16 protein-coding genes are annotated in these 16,631 nt (G+C 68.1%); 5 read left to right on the top strand and 11 right to left on the bottom strand.

Annotation, left to right across the window (positions count from 1 at the left end; translation table 11 throughout):
• Positions 1-216: 216 nt before the first annotated feature.
• The 8 genes from EX88_RS0106480 to EX88_RS0106445 all read right to left on the bottom strand — a co-directional run bounded on the left by EX88_RS0106480 (position 217) and on the right by EX88_RS0106445 (position 8,236).
• Positions 217-1,167, bottom strand: coding sequence for a phosphatidate cytidylyltransferase (locus EX88_RS0106480; RefSeq protein ID WP_031371187.1), 951 nt, complete (start codon positions 1,165-1,167; stop codon positions 217-219).
• Positions 1,164-1,817, bottom strand: a complete 654-nt coding sequence (locus EX88_RS0106475) for a lysophospholipid acyltransferase family protein (protein ID WP_031371186.1) — start codon at positions 1,815-1,817, stop codon at positions 1,164-1,166. Before EX88_RS0106475 ends, EX88_RS0106480 begins: the two co-directional genes overlap by 4 nt.
• Positions 1,814-2,446 carry a CDP-alcohol phosphatidyltransferase family protein gene (locus EX88_RS0106470; RefSeq protein WP_430536896.1) on the bottom strand — a complete coding sequence of 211 codons (633 nt, stop codon included), beginning with the start codon at positions 2,444-2,446 and terminating at the stop codon, positions 1,814-1,816. The genes EX88_RS0106475 and EX88_RS0106470 overlap by 4 nt, the downstream gene beginning before the upstream one ends.
• Positions 2,447-2,552: 106 nt before the next feature.
• Positions 2,553-4,001 carry a TIGR04222 domain-containing membrane protein gene (locus tag EX88_RS0106465; RefSeq protein ID WP_031371184.1) on the bottom strand — a complete coding sequence of 483 codons (1,449 nt, stop codon included), beginning with the start codon at positions 3,999-4,001 and terminating at the stop codon, positions 2,553-2,555.
• 11 nt (positions 4,002-4,012) lie between these two features.
• Positions 4,013-4,462, bottom strand: coding sequence for a hypothetical protein (locus EX88_RS0106460; protein ID WP_031371183.1), 450 nt, complete (start codon positions 4,460-4,462; stop codon positions 4,013-4,015).
• On the bottom strand, positions 4,459-5,835 hold the full coding sequence (locus EX88_RS0106455; RefSeq protein WP_036148166.1) for a phosphatase PAP2/dual specificity phosphatase family protein: 1,377 nt from the start codon (positions 5,833-5,835) through the stop codon (positions 4,459-4,461). The genes EX88_RS0106460 and EX88_RS0106455 overlap by 4 nt, the downstream gene beginning before the upstream one ends.
• A complete protein-coding gene (locus tag EX88_RS0106450; protein ID WP_031371181.1) occupies positions 5,832-7,592 on the bottom strand; it encodes a bifunctional alpha/beta hydrolase/class I SAM-dependent methyltransferase in 1,761 nt (586 codons plus the stop codon). Before EX88_RS0106450 ends, EX88_RS0106455 begins: the two co-directional genes overlap by 4 nt.
• Entirely contained in the window at positions 7,589-8,236 is a 648-nt protein-coding gene (locus tag EX88_RS0106445; protein ID WP_051884614.1) for a CDP-alcohol phosphatidyltransferase family protein, read from the bottom strand. Before EX88_RS0106445 ends, EX88_RS0106450 begins: the two co-directional genes overlap by 4 nt.
• 448 nt (positions 8,237-8,684) lie before the next feature.
• Between EX88_RS0106445 and purH the strand changes: the two genes are divergently transcribed.
• From purH to purD, 3 genes are all read left to right on the top strand, one after another.
• Complete coding sequence (gene purH, locus EX88_RS0106440) at positions 8,685-10,271, top strand: bifunctional phosphoribosylaminoimidazolecarboxamide formyltransferase/IMP cyclohydrolase (protein WP_031371179.1); 1,587 nt, start codon at positions 8,685-8,687, stop codon at positions 10,269-10,271.
• 84 nt (positions 10,272-10,355) lie between these two features.
• Entirely contained in the window at positions 10,356-11,039 is a 684-nt protein-coding gene (locus EX88_RS0106435; protein ID WP_031371178.1) for a hypothetical protein, read from the top strand.
• Between the two features lie 278 nt (positions 11,040-11,317).
• Complete coding sequence (gene purD, locus EX88_RS0106430) at positions 11,318-12,616, top strand: phosphoribosylamine--glycine ligase (RefSeq protein ID WP_031371177.1); 1,299 nt, start codon at positions 11,318-11,320, stop codon at positions 12,614-12,616.
• A 242-nt stretch (positions 12,617-12,858) separates the two neighbouring features.
• Here purD and EX88_RS0106425 read toward each other — a convergent pair whose 3' ends face one another.
• Positions 12,859-14,454, bottom strand: coding sequence for an FAD-dependent monooxygenase (locus EX88_RS0106425; protein WP_200875804.1), 1,596 nt, complete (start codon positions 14,452-14,454; stop codon positions 12,859-12,861).
• 366 nt (positions 14,455-14,820) lie between these two features.
• The gene (locus EX88_RS0106420; RefSeq protein ID WP_031371175.1) at positions 14,821-15,093 is read right to left on the bottom strand and encodes a hypothetical protein; all 273 of its coding nucleotides are present in this window, start codon (positions 15,091-15,093) and stop codon (positions 14,821-14,823) included.
• A 136-nt stretch (positions 15,094-15,229) separates the two neighbouring features.
• Here EX88_RS0106420 and EX88_RS0106415 point away from each other — a divergent pair, with 136 nt between their 5' ends.
• Positions 15,230-15,481, top strand: coding sequence for a DUF7336 domain-containing protein (locus EX88_RS0106415; protein ID WP_031371174.1), 252 nt, complete (start codon positions 15,230-15,232; stop codon positions 15,479-15,481).
• Positions 15,482-15,534: 53 nt separating this feature from the next.
• On the opposite strand, the gene EX88_RS23560 is transcribed toward EX88_RS0106415, so the two are convergent.
• Complete coding sequence (locus tag EX88_RS23560) at positions 15,535-15,798, bottom strand: hypothetical protein (RefSeq protein ID WP_152566124.1); 264 nt, start codon at positions 15,796-15,798, stop codon at positions 15,535-15,537.
• 72 nt (positions 15,799-15,870) lie between these two features.
• Between EX88_RS23560 and EX88_RS0106405 the strand changes: the two genes are divergently transcribed.
• A complete protein-coding gene (locus EX88_RS0106405; protein WP_051884612.1) occupies positions 15,871-16,476 on the top strand; it encodes a mechanosensitive ion channel family protein in 606 nt (201 codons plus the stop codon).
• Positions 16,477-16,631 lie beyond the last annotated feature (155 nt).

Raw genomic sequence — 16,631 nt, 5'->3', positions numbered from 1 at the left:
GGGCTTCCGATTGTCTGGCCTTCGGCTACGACGCTTACGTACGTCGCTGCGGTTGGGCGTGTGACCGGACCAGCGCGCATTGCATGTGTACGGCGCTTCTTCTTGTACTCGCTGCCGTCCCTGGCAAGACTTGCGCGGGCTTCGTGATGCCCGGCCCGGCCATCCTTGGCCGGGCGTGTGACCGGACCAGCGCGCAGTGCGCGCTGAGCGGTCCGGTCACACCCACCAATATCTGATCAGATGGAAGAAGACGGGGGCGGCGAAGCAGACCGAATCGAGGCGATCGAGGACGCCGCCGTGGCCTTCGATCATGTGGCCCCAGTCTTTGATGCCGCGATCGCGCTTGATCGCCGACATCACCAGGCCGCCGTAGAAACCCATCAGGTTGATGACCAAAGCCAAGGCTGCCGCCTGCCAGGGCGTGAACGGGGTGATCCACCACAATGCCGCACCGAGCGCGGTCGCCGAGGCGACACCGCCGACGAAGCCCTCGACGGTTTTCGACGGCGACAGTTTCGGCGCGATCAGACGCTTGCCGCACAGCTTGCCCCAGACGTATTGCAGCACGTCCGAGGACTGCACCACGATCACCAGGAACGCGATCAACAACAAGTTGCGCCCTTCGTAACCGGGGATGCGCAGATTGATCAACGCCGGCACGTGCGAGATGCAGAACACGCAGATCATCAAGCCCCACTGCACCTTCGCCGTGCGCTCCAGATAACGCGTGGTGTCGCCGCCGACCGTCGCCAGTATCGGCAACAGCAAAAACGCGTAAACCGGAATCAGCAAGGTGTACAGGCCGTACCAGTCGGTGTAGACCAGCCAATACTGCAGCGGCAACGCGAGATAGAACGCGGCCAACAAGGCGTAGTAATCGCTGCGCCGGGTCGGAGTCAGGGTGATGAATTCGCGCAAGGCGAACAAGGACACCAACGCGAACAACACGATCATGCCGACCCGGCCGACCACGAACGCCAGCCCGACCACCAGCGCCATCACCCACCAGGCGCGGATGCGCGCCACCAGGTTGGCGATCACCGCACTCGGCCGCTCGCGCGTGCGCCAACGTAGGTATTCGGCGATCGCGGTCGCGATCAGCAACACCCCCGCCACGCCGATGAACAGCAACAGCGAATGCGGCAGGCCGCGCAGCATATCGATCATGCGCCGACTCCCCGGCTGCCGTGGTCGTGCGCATGGGCATGGTCCGACAGCGCCAGCAAGGCATTGCGCGCGCGTTCGAGGAACTGCTGCTTGTTCTCGTCCGGCCCCAGCCGCAAGGTATCGCCGAAGGTCGCCGTGCACAGCAACGGCAAGGGCAGCAGCTTGCCCTTGGGCATCACCCGCGCCAGGTTGTCGATCCATACCGGCACGAATTCGAGTTCCGGCCGCCGGTGCGCGAGGTGATACAGGCCGCTCTTGAACGGCAACAGCGGCTCGTCGCTCTGGTTGCGCGTGCCTTCGGGAAACAGGATCAAAGAACAGCCCTCGTCGACCGCCTCGCACAAGGTCTCGATGGCATCCTGCTTGCGCTGCGCCGGGTCGCGCTCGATCAGCACGCCGTTGAAGACTTCGCGGATCAGATAGCGGCGCAGCGCATCGCGCTGCCAGTAGTCGGCGCCGGCCACCGGCCGCACTTCGCGCCGCAAGGCCGGCGGCAGCGCCGACCAGATCATCACGAAATCGCCGTGACTGACGTGGTTGCCGTAATAGACCCGATGATCGGACGAGGGCGCGCATCGCCACAGCGCGCGTGCGCCAGTCAGCAGGCGGATCGCGCCGCTGAAACCGCTGGCCAGCCACTGCGAAATCATCGCGCCTCCAGCTCGCGCACGATCGCGCGCAGACGCTGGGCGATGGTCCAAACGGCGCCGACGATCACCGCGGCCAGGGCCGCCAGCAAACTCCACGCGACCACCACGGCATGCCCCAGGGCCAGGCCGATCGCCGCGAGCACGGCGGCGACGGCGGTAGCGATCATGCGCGTGCGCCGCGGCATCGGGCCCTCGTCGTGTTCGCGCAGGCCGCAGGCCATGCCGAGCACACGCACGTAGGCGGTGCCGACCGCGAGCAGCGACGCCGCCCAGCCAAGGTCCGAGGCCCACGCCAGCCACGGCGTCAGGCCATAACCCACGCCAAGGAACACCAGCGCATCGGCGAGCCGGTCCGGCGCGTCGCTATAGATCTCGCCGGCCTTGCCGACCATGCCGCCGCGACGCGCCAGCAACCCGTCGAGCCGGTTGCACAGCAAGCGCCCGACCAGGCACAGCGCCGCGAACAGCAACAAGACCGCGCCGTAATGCGGTGGGTCGCGCAAGGCGAAGAAGAACGAAAGCCCCGCCAGCGCCGACAAGCCGATGGCGAACAGGGAAATACCGTTGGGCGTGGCGCCGTGTGCGCGCAAGCGCGCGGCCAAGGCCAGGCGCCAGTCCCGGCGCTGCAACGGCACCGGTTCGTTGGTTGCCGGTTCGGGTTGGTCTCGATCGAAGCCGGGCCGGTCGGAGCCTGGCCGGTCGGGATCGGGTCGTGTCGTCATCGCTGTACTCCGTTCAATCGCCACCACCGCCGCAACCGCCGCAACCGCTGCCGCCGCCGCTGTCGCCGCCGCTGCCGCAACCGCTGGAACTGCTGCTCGAGTCGCTGGAACTCGACACCGGCGTGCGCAAGGTGTGGTATTCGGCCAAGGGCGTACCGACCAACGCCATCGTCCCGGCCAGCGCGACGCGCTCGGCCAGATCGTCGGAACGGCGCGTCTTGATCGTCGCGTCCAGCAGCGCCCGGTCGCCGGCGCGAGTGCGGCGCTGCGCCGTGCACAGCTGCACCAGCACCATCAATCCGGCCAGGGCGGTCAGCACCACCAGGAACCCGACCGGCCGCCCGCGGGCTTCGCCGATCGATATCTTGGTCACGCCGAGAACCACGACGGCGTACATCGGCAGCGCCGCGGCCAGGCGCCCGCGCCAACGCTGTCCCGCGCTGAGCCACCAGCCCTTGCTTCGCATCGGTTCGGCCAGGCGCGCGTAGTGCGCCTGCAGCGCCGGCAGCGCCTCGGCGAGCTGCTGGGTGCGCTGCACGATCTTCGCCAGCCCCAGCAATCGCGACGGCACACCGGCTGCGCCGGCACTGGCGCGCAGCCACACCGGCGAACGCGACGAAGCGACTCTTTCCGCCGCGCCCGGATAGTCCAGCCTGATCGCATCGCGGGTGAGCAATTCGACCAACGCCACATCGGCGGCGCGCTCGGCGCCGCCGGCCAGGAAGCCGAGTTCGATCGAATCGGCCGGCGTTTGCGCACTCGGGCCGTCGCGGCCGCGCATGAAGCGCTGCACCGCGTTGCCGGCCGTATACGTCCAACCGATCACGGCGAAATACAGGGTCAGGAACCAACCGCCGCGCCACTCCAGCGGATCGAAGCTGCCGTTCCCGGCGCCGCCAAGCAGAAAGACCGCGGCCAACAGCCCGCTCCAGCCCCAGAACCACCGGCCCAGCCCCTTCGGCTCGAACAACCAGGGCGAGTTGACCTCGGTCAGCGGCAACCACACCGATTCGTCCGCCGTCAGGCGCGCCGGCTGCGGCTCGCCGGCCCAGAACCGCGTCGGCGGATCGCCGAAGTAACGCCGGTAGCTGTCGACAGTGGCGAAGTATTGGCGGCGATGGCGCTCGTCTTCCGCCAGCCCGCCGAGCGAGGGCGAATGATGCAGCGGCTGTTCGAGCGCCTCGGGGCAGAACTTCAGCCAGTAGTCGCGGGTGTCGGTCATATGCGTATGCCAGACCCGATCGACGATCTCGCTCGGGGTGACCGCATGGCCGGCGCCGACGGCGAGAAAACAGAAACGCCGATACTCCTCGATCGCCGCCTGCGCGGTTTCGCGGGTCGACTGGCAGGCGTGCGCGACGCGGTCGACGAACGCCTCGGGCCGATCGCCGCCGAAGCGGTAATCGCTGAGACGCTGCCACAACGCCTGCCGTTGCGGCGTCCAGATATCGTGGTCATCCAAGGGAACTCCGTTCATGCCCACACTCGTCCATACGCCCACACCAGGGCCGCCGTCTGCACCGACAGGGCGATCGCCTGGCGCATCATCAGACCACGCGCACCGCGCCAACGCGCCGGCCAGTCGCGGCCTTCGCGACCGGGCTTGAGCAAACCCAGTGCCAGCAGACTCGCGTCGAGCCGTTGTGCGGCGCGCACACTGTCCTCGTCTTCGGAAGCGGCCTGGAACAGGCGCGCGTCGAAATCCACCCGCAGCGCGTAATAGCACTGCAGCAAGCCGGCGACGAGGCTGAGCGCGAGCGGCAACGCGCCCAGCGTAGCCGTCGCCACGGCCACCGCGGGCAGCGCCGCCAGGAGCAACGCCGCCGCCAGCAACAGCAGCGACAGCGCGTGCAGTTGCCTCCCCTGCGCCAGCAGGGCCGCCATGGCGCGCAGGTCGAACGACGTCGCGACGGGACTCGTCATACCGTTTGTCCTCGCAGCAGCCCCGCTGCGGCAGCGTCCGCGCCGCCAAGCATGGCCTGGAGCGCACGCCGATGCGCCGCGCCGAGCACGATCGCCGGCCGCGCCCTGTGCAGGATCGCAATGGCTTCGTCGACGTTGGCGGCTCGCCCGCTGAGCAGCAACCACGCGGCGATCGCCGCGGCGCTGCGCGAGTAGCCCAGGGCACAGCAGACCAAGGTCTTGCCGCGTGCGCGCACACGCTCGATGTCCTGCGCCACCTCGCGCAACTGCATCGGCGTCGGCGCGACCAGATCCAGCATCGGCCGCACCGCATCGCCTTCGCGCCCCACCGGCAGCGACAGCTCGGCGCTGCAATCGACGAGTGCGGCGAATTCGCCACGCTGGCCCGCGCCCGGCACACGGCCGAGCCAAACGCCGTCGGCCACCGCCACCGGTTGCGGCGCGCGTCGCGTCCACCAGCGCGAATTGATCCAGGCGCCTAGCAGGTAGGGCGCGTACAGCCAGCGCGCGGCTAGGCTCAAACGCCCGTCGTCGCGTTTCTGGAAACCCGCGGCGCCGAATAGGGCGTAGTTCAAGGCGACCATCGCCAACGACCAGGCCGGCCACAGCAGCCACCACGCCGCCCCACCGAGCGACCACGCCGCGAACGCGAGCACCGCCGCACCGGCGCAATAAGCCGCCGCCAACTTCCAACGCTGCAGATCGCGCGCCAGAGCCGCGCCGCGCCAGGGTGCGGCGACGCGCTCGGGCCACAACCACACACACAGCCAGCCGGCCAGCAGGCCGGTCGGAATATCGATGAAGTGATGCTGGAAGGTGGTCAGCACCGACACGCCGATCAGGGCGAACCACAGATGCAGCAGCCAGCGCCATGGCCCGCCCAAGTGCCGTGCGAAACGCACCCACAACACGATCAGCAGCACGATGTGCAGCGACGGCGCCTGGTTGAAGGGTTTGTCGAAGCCCAGCAGCACGTCGAACAACCAGCCGAACACGCCGTCGCTGTCGGGGCGCTGGAAGGTGTAGCGCAGGGGCAGCAACAGGAAGCAGCCGACCGCGATCACTTGCGCGGTCAACAGACGCAGCGCCTGGTTGTCGAGCTCGCGGCGGTCGCGGCAAACGAACAGCGAGATGCCGTAGAACAGGTCGATCGACCAGTACGGCACGATAGTCCACGCCCAGAACGGAATCGCGTGCTCCCAGGCGAAGACGATGTGCGGCACGTCGGTGCGCGCGGCCGCCACCGAATTGGCGTAGCCGTAGCTCAGGAAGAACAGCGGCCCCAGCAACAGCAACCACAGCAGCGCCCTGCCCCACGGACGCCGCTTTGGCGCCCCAGACTGTGAGCCGCGCCGCGCCGGCGCAGCGGTCATGCCTCGACCCGCTGCGCCAGCGATACGGTGAAGATGCCCCAGGCGTCGATGCGCTGGTCGATCTTGCGGAAGCCCGCTGCGGCGACCAGGTCGTCCATCTCCTGCTGGCTGCGCCGCCGCATCACCCAGGCTTCGCCGCCGCGGTGGCTGGTCAGGGCGCGGGCGATGAATTCGAGCTGCGGGTGCCAGGGTTGGCCGGTGTAGACCAGATAGCCTCCCACCGGCACCGCCGCGGCCAGGCCGTCGAGCGAACGCTGCACTTGCTCGTTGTCGGGGAACAATTCATACAGCCCCGACACCACCGCCAAGGTCGGGCGCGGATCCAGGGCCGCCAACGCGTTGCGGTCGAAGGCATCGCCCTGGTCGAAGCGCGCGATCGCGCCGGCGCCGAGCTCGTCGATCAGGGCGCGGCCCTTGTCGACGTTGAGCTCGCTGTAATCGCGCAGGCGGATCGAGTCGGCGCGCTCGGCGCCGCCCGCCAACGCTTCCAGCGCATAGCGGCCATGACCGGCGGCGATATCGACCGCATCGACCGGCAGGCCGGCCGCGCGCAGGCGACGCATGGCGATCCGCAACAACTCGTGCAGATGGGTGCGGCGCACGCGGATACCGCGCCAGCCGATCGCCTGCAGATAATTGCGATCGATCATGCGGCCGAGCGGCCCGCTGCCGCGCGCCTCGTTGCGGTAGACGTAGTCCAGACTGCTGCCGGAATCGAAACCGGTGTCGATGCCGAGCTTGATGCCTTCGGAGAACCTGCCGCCGAAGCGCAGGCCGGCACGGACGAAACGCCAACGCAAGTCGGCCAGCGACCAGCGCTCGGGCGGCCAGGACAGCTTTTCCGATTCCTCGAAACTCGGGCCATGGCGATGCGCATCGAGCAGGTCGGCGCGGCGCAAGGGTTCGGCGAAACGCGCCTGGACGAAACTGCGGATGCGGTTCACCGCCGCCGCCCGGCCTTTCTCGCCGAGGGTGTCGTGATAGAAGTCCGGCAACAGGTGGCGTTCCTTGATGCCCGAACCCAGGCGTTCGTAGAAACGGTCCTGCGGGCCGCGGTGCACGACGAAGTCGGCGCCCGACACCAGCAACTGCGTCGGCACCGTGATCGCCTGGGCGTCGGCGACGATGCGGTCGGCGGCTTCGTACAGACCCAGCAGCACGCGCACCGAGATCGGCCGTGCGATCAGCGGGTCGTTGCGGTAACTGGCGATGCGTTCGGGGTCGTGGCTCAGCCATTGCGGCTGCACATAGCTGTTGACGAAGAAGTTGCCGCGCAGCTTTTGCATCAGCTTCAAACCTGGCCGTGCCAACGGCACGTACAGCTTGACCTTGAAGGCCGGCGAGGCCAGCACCAGCGCGCGCAGGCGCGGTGCGTAGTCGTGGACCCAGGTCGCCGCGACCACCGCGCCGACGCTCTGCGCGACCAGCGCGATCTGTTCGACGGCGATGCCGTGGGCCTCGGCGATGTGGGCGATGAAGCGGTCGAGGTCGCGCACCAGGGCCTCGAAACCGGGCGCATCGCCGCGTTCGCCGGGCGAGCGGCCGTTGCCGCGCGCGTCCCAGGCGAAAAAGTCGCAGTCGTTGAGGTTCAACTCGCCGACCAGGTGCGCGACCCGGCCGGAATGTTCGTGGCCGCGGTGCAACAGCACGACGGCGCGGCGCGGCTGTCCCGCCGCGGCCTGCGTCGCCGGCCAGTGGCGATAGAACAACTGCGCGTCGTCGAAGCTCGCGTAATGACGTTCCTGATGTTCCCTCATCGCTGTTCTCCTTGTCGTTGGCCGACACTGTCTTGCGCGGCATCATGCCGCAAACCGGCGCGCACCCGGCGCACCACGGTCCACACGCACATCAGACCCATCAAGACGAGCGCGAGTTCCGTAATCGCCGCGCCGATCCAGCCGCCGGCGAGCAGGACGCCGAGCAGACCGATGCCGAAGGCGCGATCGCTCTTGCCCATCGGCCCGTCGTAGCGGCGCGGCGCGCCGACCATCAACCCGAGCACGCCGGCGTACTCGGTCAATGCGGCCAACAGCACGAACACGAACAGCGGCGCCGCGGCGAGGCCCGGCACCGCGAACAGCGACAGATACAAGGCGCTGTCGGAGACCACGTCGCACAGCTCGTTGAGGTAAGCGCCGAGGCGCGACTGCTGGCCGAACTCGCGCGCCAGCATGCCGTCGATGGCGTTCATCGCCATGCGCAGGAACATCCACAGTGGCAACAGCGCGAACAGCCAGGGCCGCGCGACGGCGCCCCAGCCGACCGCGGCCGCAACCGCGAGCGAGACCACGGCCGCCGCGACGGTGACCTGGTTCGCGCTGACGCCCAGCGCATGCAGGCGGCGCACCAGCGGCCGCAGCAGCGCCTGGAAGCGCCCTTTCAAAGCGTAGATCGATGCCATTCCCTGTGCGTTCCATCCTGCCCGGCGTGGGCCGTCGCGCATCAGCTTAGCCGTTGGCCGGGGCGATGACAGTGCCCTGCCCGCTGGGGTCGCCGGGCAGTTGCGCGCTCGTGGCGTTTCGCCGGATGCGGAGAGCGAAATCCCCCCTGCCCCCCTTTTCCAAAGGGGGGAACGACAGAGGCCGACGCAGAAGTGGCGAACTTGCTGCTTCGCGCTGCCGGTTACCGGTTGGAGGTTCGAGGCCGGAGAGCTGCAGACCCTCAGGCGGTTGCCCCCTTGGTAGAGGGGGCAGCGCCTGCGAAGCAGACGCGGGGGATTTGCCCGTTGCTCCGAGTTCCGCCAAACCGCCCGGAACCACGCAATCCCCGCCATACCTGCATGAACGGCCGGCGCCCGGGTCCCCCGCAGCCTATAATTCCCGCGCCCTTCCGCTGCCCTACCTCCCCGAATGACCTCCGATCGCCTGCCCGGCACGCCGGTTAAAATCCGCCGCGCCCTGCTGTCCGTGTCCGACAAGACCGGTCTCCTCGAACTCGCCCAGGCCCTGGCCGCGCGCGGGGTCGAACTGCTTTCCACCGGCGGCACCGCCAAGGCCATCCGCGACGCCGGCCTGGCCGTGCGCGACGTGTCCGAGGTCACCGGCTTCCCGGAGATGATGGATGGCCGGGTCAAGACCCTGCATCCGCTGGTCCACGGCGGCCTGCTCGGCCGCGCCGGCACCGACGATGCGGTAATGGCCGAACACGGCATCGCCGCGATCGACCTGCTGGTGCTGAATCTGTATCCGTTCGAGAAAGTCGCGGCCAACCCGGCCAGCAGCTTCGACGACATCATCGAAAACATCGATATCGGCGGCCCGGCGATGCTGCGTTCGGCGGCGAAGAACTTCGCCCGCGTCGCGGTCGCGACCGACCCGGCCCAGTACGCCGAGCTCATCGCCGAACTCGACGCCGGCGACGGCGCGCTCGGCGCCAAGACCCGCTTCGCCCTGGCGGTGGCCGCGTTCAATCGCGTCGCCCAGTACGACGCCGCGATCAGCAACCACCTCTCGGCCATCGCCGAGGACGGCAGCGCGCAGACCTTCCCGGCTCAGCACAACGCCAATTTCGTCAAGGTCATGGACCTGCGCTACGGCGAAAACCCGCACCAGCAGGGCGCGTTCTACCGCGACCTGCATCCGGTCGCTGGCACGCTGGCCACCTTCACCCAGTTGCAGGGCAAGGAGCTGAGCTTCAACAACCTCGCCGACGCCGATGCGGCCTGGGAATGCGTGCGTCAGTTCGAGCGCCCGGCCTGCGTCATCGTCAAGCACGCGAACCCCTGTGGCGTGGCCGAAGGCGTGGCCTGCGGCGATGCCTACGAACTGGCCTATGCCACCGACCCGACCTCGGCCTTCGGCGGCATCATCGCCTTCAACACCAAGCTCGATGCGGCGACCGCCAAGGTCATCCTCGACCGCCAGTTCGTCGAGGTGCTGATCGCACCCGACTATGAAGACGGCGTGCTCGACTACGCCAAGAAGAAGGCCAACGTGCGCGTGCTGCGCATCCCGCACGGCGACGGCCGCAACCGGCACGACGTCAAGCGCATCGGCTCGGGCCTGCTGATCCAGAGCAGCGATCTGCGCGAAGTCGGCCGCGACGAGCTCAAGGTGGTCAGCAAGCTCGCCCCGACCGACGCCCAACTCGCCGACCTGTTGTTCGCCTGGCGCATCGCCAAGTTCGTCAAGTCCAACGCCATCGTCTATGCGCGCGACCACCGCAGCATCGGCATCGGCGCCGGCCAGATGAGCCGCGTCGTCAGCGCCAAGATCGCCGCGCTCAAGGCCGAGGAAGCCGGTTTGATCGTGCCCGGTTCGGTGATGGCCTCCGACGCCTTCTTCCCGTTCCGCGACGGCATCGACGCCGCCGCGGCCGCCGGGATCAAGGCGGTGATCCAGCCGGGCGGTTCGATGCGCGACAACGAAGTCGTCGCCGCCGCCGACGAGCACGGCCTGGCGATGGTCTTCACCGGCGTGCGCCACTTCCGTCATTGATCGAACGGCGCGGATGCGTTGCATCCGCGCCGCTTGCGAACTCCCGACTTATCGCTGCCCGCCACTGGCGGCGCCCTCTCCGCCATGAACCGACCGCCGCCGCGACACACGCTGGGCCGTTCGATCGCACGCAAGCTGCTCGTGCTGGCGATGCTGTGCGTGGTCATCGCCGGCTGGGCCGGCTGGCAGTATTCGCGCCGGCAAGCGGTCGACAGCGAGACCCTCGGCGACTACCGCGCCGCCGGACGCGCGGTGACCGTGCTGCTGGTCGAGCCGGACGTGTCCCTAAACCTCGACGCCGGCTTGCGCCGCGACTCGACCGCACGGCTCGCACGCGCGCTCGAGCGGCGCCTGAGCGAGTTGGGTTACCAAACCCAGGCCTTGTCTGCGCGCAGCGACGAAGAACGCTTCGGCCAGGTCGCACAAGCCAGCGCCCGCGCCGCGGCGATGCAGCACCAGGCCCGCACCACCCAGGCGATCCGCGAGGTCGGCGCGCCGGTGCTGCGGGTGTCGCTCGACGGCATGAAGCGCGACGGCCGCGAAATCGCCGAACAGGCCTATCGCGTCGAACTGCTCGACCCGCAGACCCTGCAGCCGGCCTGGCGCGCGACCCTGACCTGGCGCGAGGGCCGCTATCAATCCCTCGCCCTGCTCTGGCACCTGCGCCAGAACCGGTTGCCGCCGCCGCTGTGGGACAGCCTGGCCGACCTGGCCATGGCGAAGATGCGCGAGGACGGGGTGATTCGCGCCGAGGCGCTGATCCAGTAATGCCTGCTGCGCTTCGGGTCGCACTCCGACCGCGGCGATCGCCAGCTTTGGGGTAGGAGCGGCGCAAGCCGCGACCGCTCGAAGCCCGGCCCCTCCAGCGCAACACACTTCTCCGAAGCGACTCCTCTCCTGCTGAACCACCTCTCCGGCCGGAGGTCGCGGCTTGCGCCGCTTCTACCCGGAGCCTCGCTGCGCCAGGCTTGCCGTACAGCGGTCGCCCCGCCCCCTGCCAGCGCGTAAAATGGGCGGCTGATGTCCTTACCCCCGCTGGAGCACGCATGAAGATCCTCGTTATCGGTTCCGGCGGACGCGAGCACGCGCTGGCCTGGAAGCTGGCCCAGTCGCCGCGCATCGAGGAGGTGCTGGTCGCGCCCGGCAATGCCGGCACCGCGCACGAGGAGAAGTGCCGCAACGTCGCCGTCGCCGCCACCGACATCGACGGCCTGCTCAAGCTCGCCGCCGACGAAGGCGTGGCGCTGACCGTGGTCGGCCCCGAAGCCCCGCTGGTCGCCGGCGTGGTCGACCGCTTCCGCGCCGACGGCCGCCGCATCTTCGGGCCGACCGCCGCGGCCGCCCAGCTCGAAGGCAGCAAGGCCTTCGCCAAGGACTTCCTCGCCCGCCACGGCATCCCGACCGCGTACTACGCGGTGCACACCGAGGTCGACGCCGCCCTCGCCTATCTGCGCGAGAAAGGCGCGCCGATCGTGGTCAAGGCCGATGGCCTGGCCGCCGGCAAGGGCGTCATCGTCGCCATGACTTTGGAAGAAGCCGAAGCCGCCGTCGTCGACATGCTGTCCGGCAACGCCTTCGGTGCCGCCGGCGCGCGCGTGGTGATCGAGGAATTCCTCGACGGCGAAGAAGCCAGCTTCATCTCGATGGTCGACGGCAAGAACGCACTGCCGATGGCGACCTCGCAAGACCACAAGCGCGTCGGCGACGGCGACACCGGCCCCAACACCGGAGGCATGGGCGCTTATTCGCCGGCGCCGGTGGTCACGCCGGAAGTGCACGCGCGGGTCATGCGCGAAGTGGTGATGCCGACCGTCGACGGCATGATCGCCGACGGCGTGCCGTTCACCGGCTTCCTCTACGCCGGCCTGATGATCGACCAGGCCGGTGCGCCCAAGGTCATCGAGTTCAACGTCCGCTTCGGCGACCCCGAGACCCAGCCGGTGATGCTGCGCCTGGACTCCGACTTGCTCGACCTGGTCGAAGCCGCGCTCGACGGCAAGCTCGATAGCGTGCAGGCGCAGTGGAGCCCGCGCCCCTCGCTCGGCGTGGTCATGGCCGCGGCGAACTACCCGGAAACGCCGCAGGCCGGCGACGTCATCCACGGCCTGACCGCGCCGCAGCCGCCGCACGCCAAGGTGTTCCAAGCCGGCACCAAACTCGGCCCCAACGGCGAGGTGCTGACCGCCGGCGGCCGCGTGCTGTGCGTCTGCGCCCTCGGCGACGACGTCGCCCAGGCCCAGCGCGAGGCCTATGCCGCCCTCGCCAAGATCCGTTGGGACGGCGAGTTCCACCGCAACGACATCGGCTGGCGCGCGATCGAACGCGAACAGGCGGCGAAGGGCTGAAGCCAAGTTTCATCCATCGCTGCGCATAAACCGAAACGGCCGGAAGAGCCTCCTCTCCCGGCCGTTTCTCCGCCCCCGGCAGTTCGGTCGCGACTCACCTCGCTCCTACAAGGCAACGCAGCCCAGGGTAGGAGCGGCGCAAGCCGCGACCGCCATGCTCCGATCTCGCGAGGTCATCGGCCCTGCCCTGTAGGAGCGGCGTGAGCCGCGACCGCGGAACGCGCAGATAGAAACCACGACCGCTACGCCGTATTCGCTCCACCGAACCATTCGCTCAACGCCGTGCTCAACCCGGCATCGCTCCCATCACCCACCCAAGCCACGTAACCGTCCGGCCGGATCAACACCGCCGCCGGCGCCGTCACCGCACCCAACGCCGGCAGCTCCCAAGCGCCGTCGTACCGAGCGTCAACCGCGCGAACCTGGTCCGCCCAAGACCCGATATCGACGGCATCAGATGCACCGAAATCGAGCAGCACCGGCCGGGCCTCGCGCAACAAGGCATACACCCGCATCGACTGATCGCCGACGAGCAAGTCCAGATCCGGCATGCGCCGCCCGAGCAGCGGATGCCCGTCGCCGAGCTCGTAACGAATCCCTAATCCCGACAACATCGCCGCAAACCGCTGGCGCGACTCCTCCGCCCCGAGCAACTCCGCGACGGTCTCGCGCAAGGCCGTCGTACGTTCGTCGCCGCGCCGCAACGCGATCGACGCCATCGTCGTACGTAGCACTCGCGCCGCAACCGGATGACGCTCGGCGTGATAGCTGTCGAGCAGACTGTCCGGCGATATCCCCTTGACCACCTGGGCCAACTTCCAGCCCAGGTTCACCGCATCCTGCACGCCGAGTTGCAGACCTTGCCCGCCATCCGGCGCATGCACGTGCGCGGCGTCGCCGGCCAACAACACGCGCCGCTCGCGATACGTAGCGGCCTGCCGCGTCGCATCGGTGAAGCGCGAGATCCAGGTCGGGCTGTGTACGCCGTAGTCGGTCCCGCACACCGCGATCAAGGCCGCACGCAAATCCTCCAGCGTCGGTTCGCCGCCGCCCCCGACTTGCGCCTCGGTCAGCATCACCCGCACCGGCCCGGTGTCGCCGTAGATCACTTCGCCGTTGCGGATCTCGTACTCGACCCGGCCGAAGGAATGGATGCCGAAGCCGCTGCGATGGATACCCAAGGGCGGCGTCTGCGCCATCTCGACCTCGGCGATCAGATGGCTGGTGGTCGCGTCCCAACCCGGAAAATCGATGCCGGCCGCCTTGCGCACCCGGCTGCGCCCGCCATCGCAGCCGACCAGATACTGCGCACGCAAACTCGTACCGTCGGACAGCGCGACCTCGACGCCGGCCCCGTCTTGCACCAAGCCCACCACCTCGCATCCGCGATGGATGTTCACGCCGAGCTCGTCGACCCAGTCGGCGAGAATGCGTTCGATATGGTTCTGCCACAGCCCGAGCCCATAGGGATGGCGGGTCGGAAAGCCGCCCAAATCCAGCATCACCCCGGCGAAGCCGGCGACCTGCGCCACCTGCCCTTCGGCAAGGAACCGATCGACGATGCCGCGCTGATCCAGCACTTCGAGCGTGCGCGCGTGCAGCCCACCCGCACGCGACCCGGCCAGCTCCCGGCTCGCGCGCCGCTCGACCACGATCACGTCGACACCGGCCAAAGCCAGCTCGCCCGCCAACATCAAGCCGGTCGGCCCGCCACCGGCGATGATCACCTCATGCCGACTCGCCGCGCGCGCGTCGCGCCCCTGATTCGCGCGCAGCTCTGGATGGCGGCGATCCGTCGCCGTATCACTCGCGCCACCGCGATGCCCGCGCTCCCGCACGGCCCACTTCGATAACCACATGCTCATAACCCATCTCCCGGTTCCGTAGCCTCGCTACGGCGGGCGATTGAGCACCAAGCCCGGGGGCTTGCCGCAAGCCCCCAGTCGGCTAAGATATTGATAGGGACGGAGCTGCCTCACTCCCGAAAGCGCCCCCGCCCCGCCTGCAGGAGCGGCGTGAGACGCGACTGACGCACACGCAGAACCCACCGCCTCGACGTCGCTCAGCGACACAGGGGTAGGAGCGGCGCAAGCCGCGATCACGGGACGCGGCAAGACATCGAATTCATCGCCAAACATCGAGGCCGCGCAAGCCAAGGCCCGATTCCGCGCCGTCCGCCTCACACAAAGGCGAGAGAGAAACCGCTACGCAGCACCCTCCTCAGGCGCCGGCTGCAAGGCCACCACCACGACCTCCAGTTCGGCGATCTCCTTCTCCAGGGCGTCGTACAACTCGCCCTGTCGCGTCATCAGTTCCTCGATGTTTTCCGCCTGCTTGAGCTTCTTCAACTCGCCGTCGAACAGCAGCCACTGCGCGGTCAACTGCTCGACGTAGTTCTTGGCGTAATGACGCATTTCCTTGAGCTGGTTCAGCGCCGCATTGACCTGATCCAACGGTGTCTTGGTATCCGCAGACATGGCGACCTCCTATTCCCAAGGTACCGCCTCAGCGTAGCCGGGCGAGGCTGGCTGGGGGCGAGATGCCAGCCAGTTTCGCGCATGATCGGCGGCATAGTCTTCACCTCACGATGACATAGCCACCGGGGCTTATCCCATGAGCAAAGTATTCATTCTCCATCATCTTCATGTCGTCCCGGGCGGCGATGAAGACGTGAAGCTATTGGGTGTGTACAACTCAGACTCCCGTGCTCGCGAAGCTGTTGCACGCTTCAACAAGCAACTCGGGTTTCGTGATCTGCCGGGCATTGTTGCGCCTGGCAGCGAGACCGTTGAGGGGTTCCACATCACTGAATACGAGTTGGATGAAGACGTTCAGGGCTGGGCCGACGGTTACGTCTCCGGATGACACCCGGCAGCTGAGCCATGCCGAGCTCGCTTCCGTGGCGATGTCGCTTCAGATCAGAGCTCGTTGTATTTCTTCATCGTCCCCCGGGGCTTGGCGACGCGATAGCGCTCGGCATCGCCGCGCAGCTTGTCGGCCACGGTCTGTTCCAGCTCGATGCCCCGATCTGCAACCAGATACTTCAGGAGGACCACGATGTCGGCGACTTCCTGTTCGATCAGCGGACGGCGGACGCGAGGGACCTGGGCGAGTCCGGTGTCGCGGGTCCATTGGGTGCGCTCGGCCGGTCCGGCGTTTTCCAGCACGATCGAGATCGACAAGCTGCGCACGACACGCTAACCCCTGTCCTCTTACACTGCCGGCCCATCCCGTACGCCAAGGACACCGCATCCATGTCGCCGACGATCGCACAAGGCGCCTATATCGCCATGAAGCTGGGCGAGGCTCTGGCGATCCTGGTCGGGGCCTGGCTGCTGACCACGCTGCTGCGGCAGTTGGTGCGGCGGGTCTGCGCCCGCTACGACATCGCGCCGGCGTTCGGGCTGGGGCTGCGACGGGTGCTGAGCACCTTGATCTACATCACCGCGCTGCTGCTGTTCCTCAACCGGCTCGGTATTTCCGGCTCGGTGGTGTGGACGACGCTGACCGGCTTCGTCGCGGTCGGCGCGGTGGCGTTCTTCGCCGCGTGGAGCGTGTTGTCGAATATTTTCTGCGCGTTCCTGATCCTGACCACCCGGCCGTTCCGCTTGTACGACTATATCGAGGTGCTGGAAAACGGCGACAAGCCGGGGTTGCGCGGGCGGGTCGTCGACATCAACTTCATCTACACCACCTTGCAGGAGGTCCACGCCGACGGCGAGGACTCGGTGCTGCAGGTGCCCAACAGCCAGTTTTTCCAGCGCACTACGCGGCGCTGGCGGCAGGAGCCGGCGTGGTCGCGGATCGCACGGGAGCGGCCCGAAGGTTCGGCGGACTGGCAGGATGCGGCGGGGCGTTGAGCGGGCGGGTGCTAAGCGACAGCGGCCGTTGTTGCCCCCCGTTAGGAAAGTAGACGGTGTCTGCGCGGCAGACGCGGGGATTCGAGCTTTTGCTATCGCTTTGCGTCAGCGCAAAAGCAAATCCCCCCGCCCCCCTTTTTCAAAGGGGGAACGGC

Origin of the sequence: Lysobacter antibioticus, from assembly GCF_000731095.1 — a bacterium.
GTDB lineage: Bacteria > Pseudomonadota > Gammaproteobacteria > Xanthomonadales > Xanthomonadaceae > Lysobacter > Lysobacter antibioticus_B.
This window is presented reverse-complemented; position numbering and strand designations above follow the sequence as displayed.

What these genes read in the sequence shown, in the direction of transcription:
- EX88_RS0106480 (WP_031371187.1), bottom strand. Translation starts at nt 1,167, where the DNA reads ATGATCGATATGCTGCGCGGCCTGCCGCATTCGCTGTTGCTGTTCATC.
- EX88_RS0106475 (WP_031371186.1), bottom strand. Translation starts at nt 1,817, where the DNA reads ATGATTTCGCAGTGGCTGGCCAGCGGTTTCAGCGGCGCGATCCGCCTG.
- EX88_RS0106460 (WP_031371183.1), bottom strand. Translation starts at nt 4,462, where the DNA reads ATGACGAGTCCCGTCGCGACGTCGTTCGACCTGCGCGCCATGGCGGCC.
- EX88_RS0106455 (WP_036148166.1), bottom strand. Translation starts at nt 5,835, where the DNA reads ATGACCGCTGCGCCGGCGCGGCGCGGCTCACAGTCTGGGGCGCCAAAG.
- EX88_RS0106450 (WP_031371181.1), bottom strand. Translation starts at nt 7,592, where the DNA reads ATGAGGGAACATCAGGAACGTCATTACGCGAGCTTCGACGACGCGCAG.
- EX88_RS0106445 (WP_051884614.1), bottom strand. Translation starts at nt 8,236, where the DNA reads ATGGCATCGATCTACGCTTTGAAAGGGCGCTTCCAGGCGCTGCTGCGG.
- purH (WP_031371179.1), top strand. Translation starts at nt 8,685, where the DNA reads ATGACCTCCGATCGCCTGCCCGGCACGCCGGTTAAAATCCGCCGCGCC.
- EX88_RS0106435 (WP_031371178.1), top strand. Translation starts at nt 10,356, where the DNA reads ATGAACCGACCGCCGCCGCGACACACGCTGGGCCGTTCGATCGCACGC.
- purD (WP_031371177.1), top strand. Translation starts at nt 11,318, where the DNA reads ATGAAGATCCTCGTTATCGGTTCCGGCGGACGCGAGCACGCGCTGGCC.
- EX88_RS0106420 (WP_031371175.1), bottom strand. Translation starts at nt 15,093, where the DNA reads ATGTCTGCGGATACCAAGACACCGTTGGATCAGGTCAATGCGGCGCTG.
- EX88_RS0106415 (WP_031371174.1), top strand. Translation starts at nt 15,230, where the DNA reads ATGAGCAAAGTATTCATTCTCCATCATCTTCATGTCGTCCCGGGCGGC.
- EX88_RS0106405 (WP_051884612.1), top strand. Translation starts at nt 15,871, where the DNA reads ATGTCGCCGACGATCGCACAAGGCGCCTATATCGCCATGAAGCTGGGC.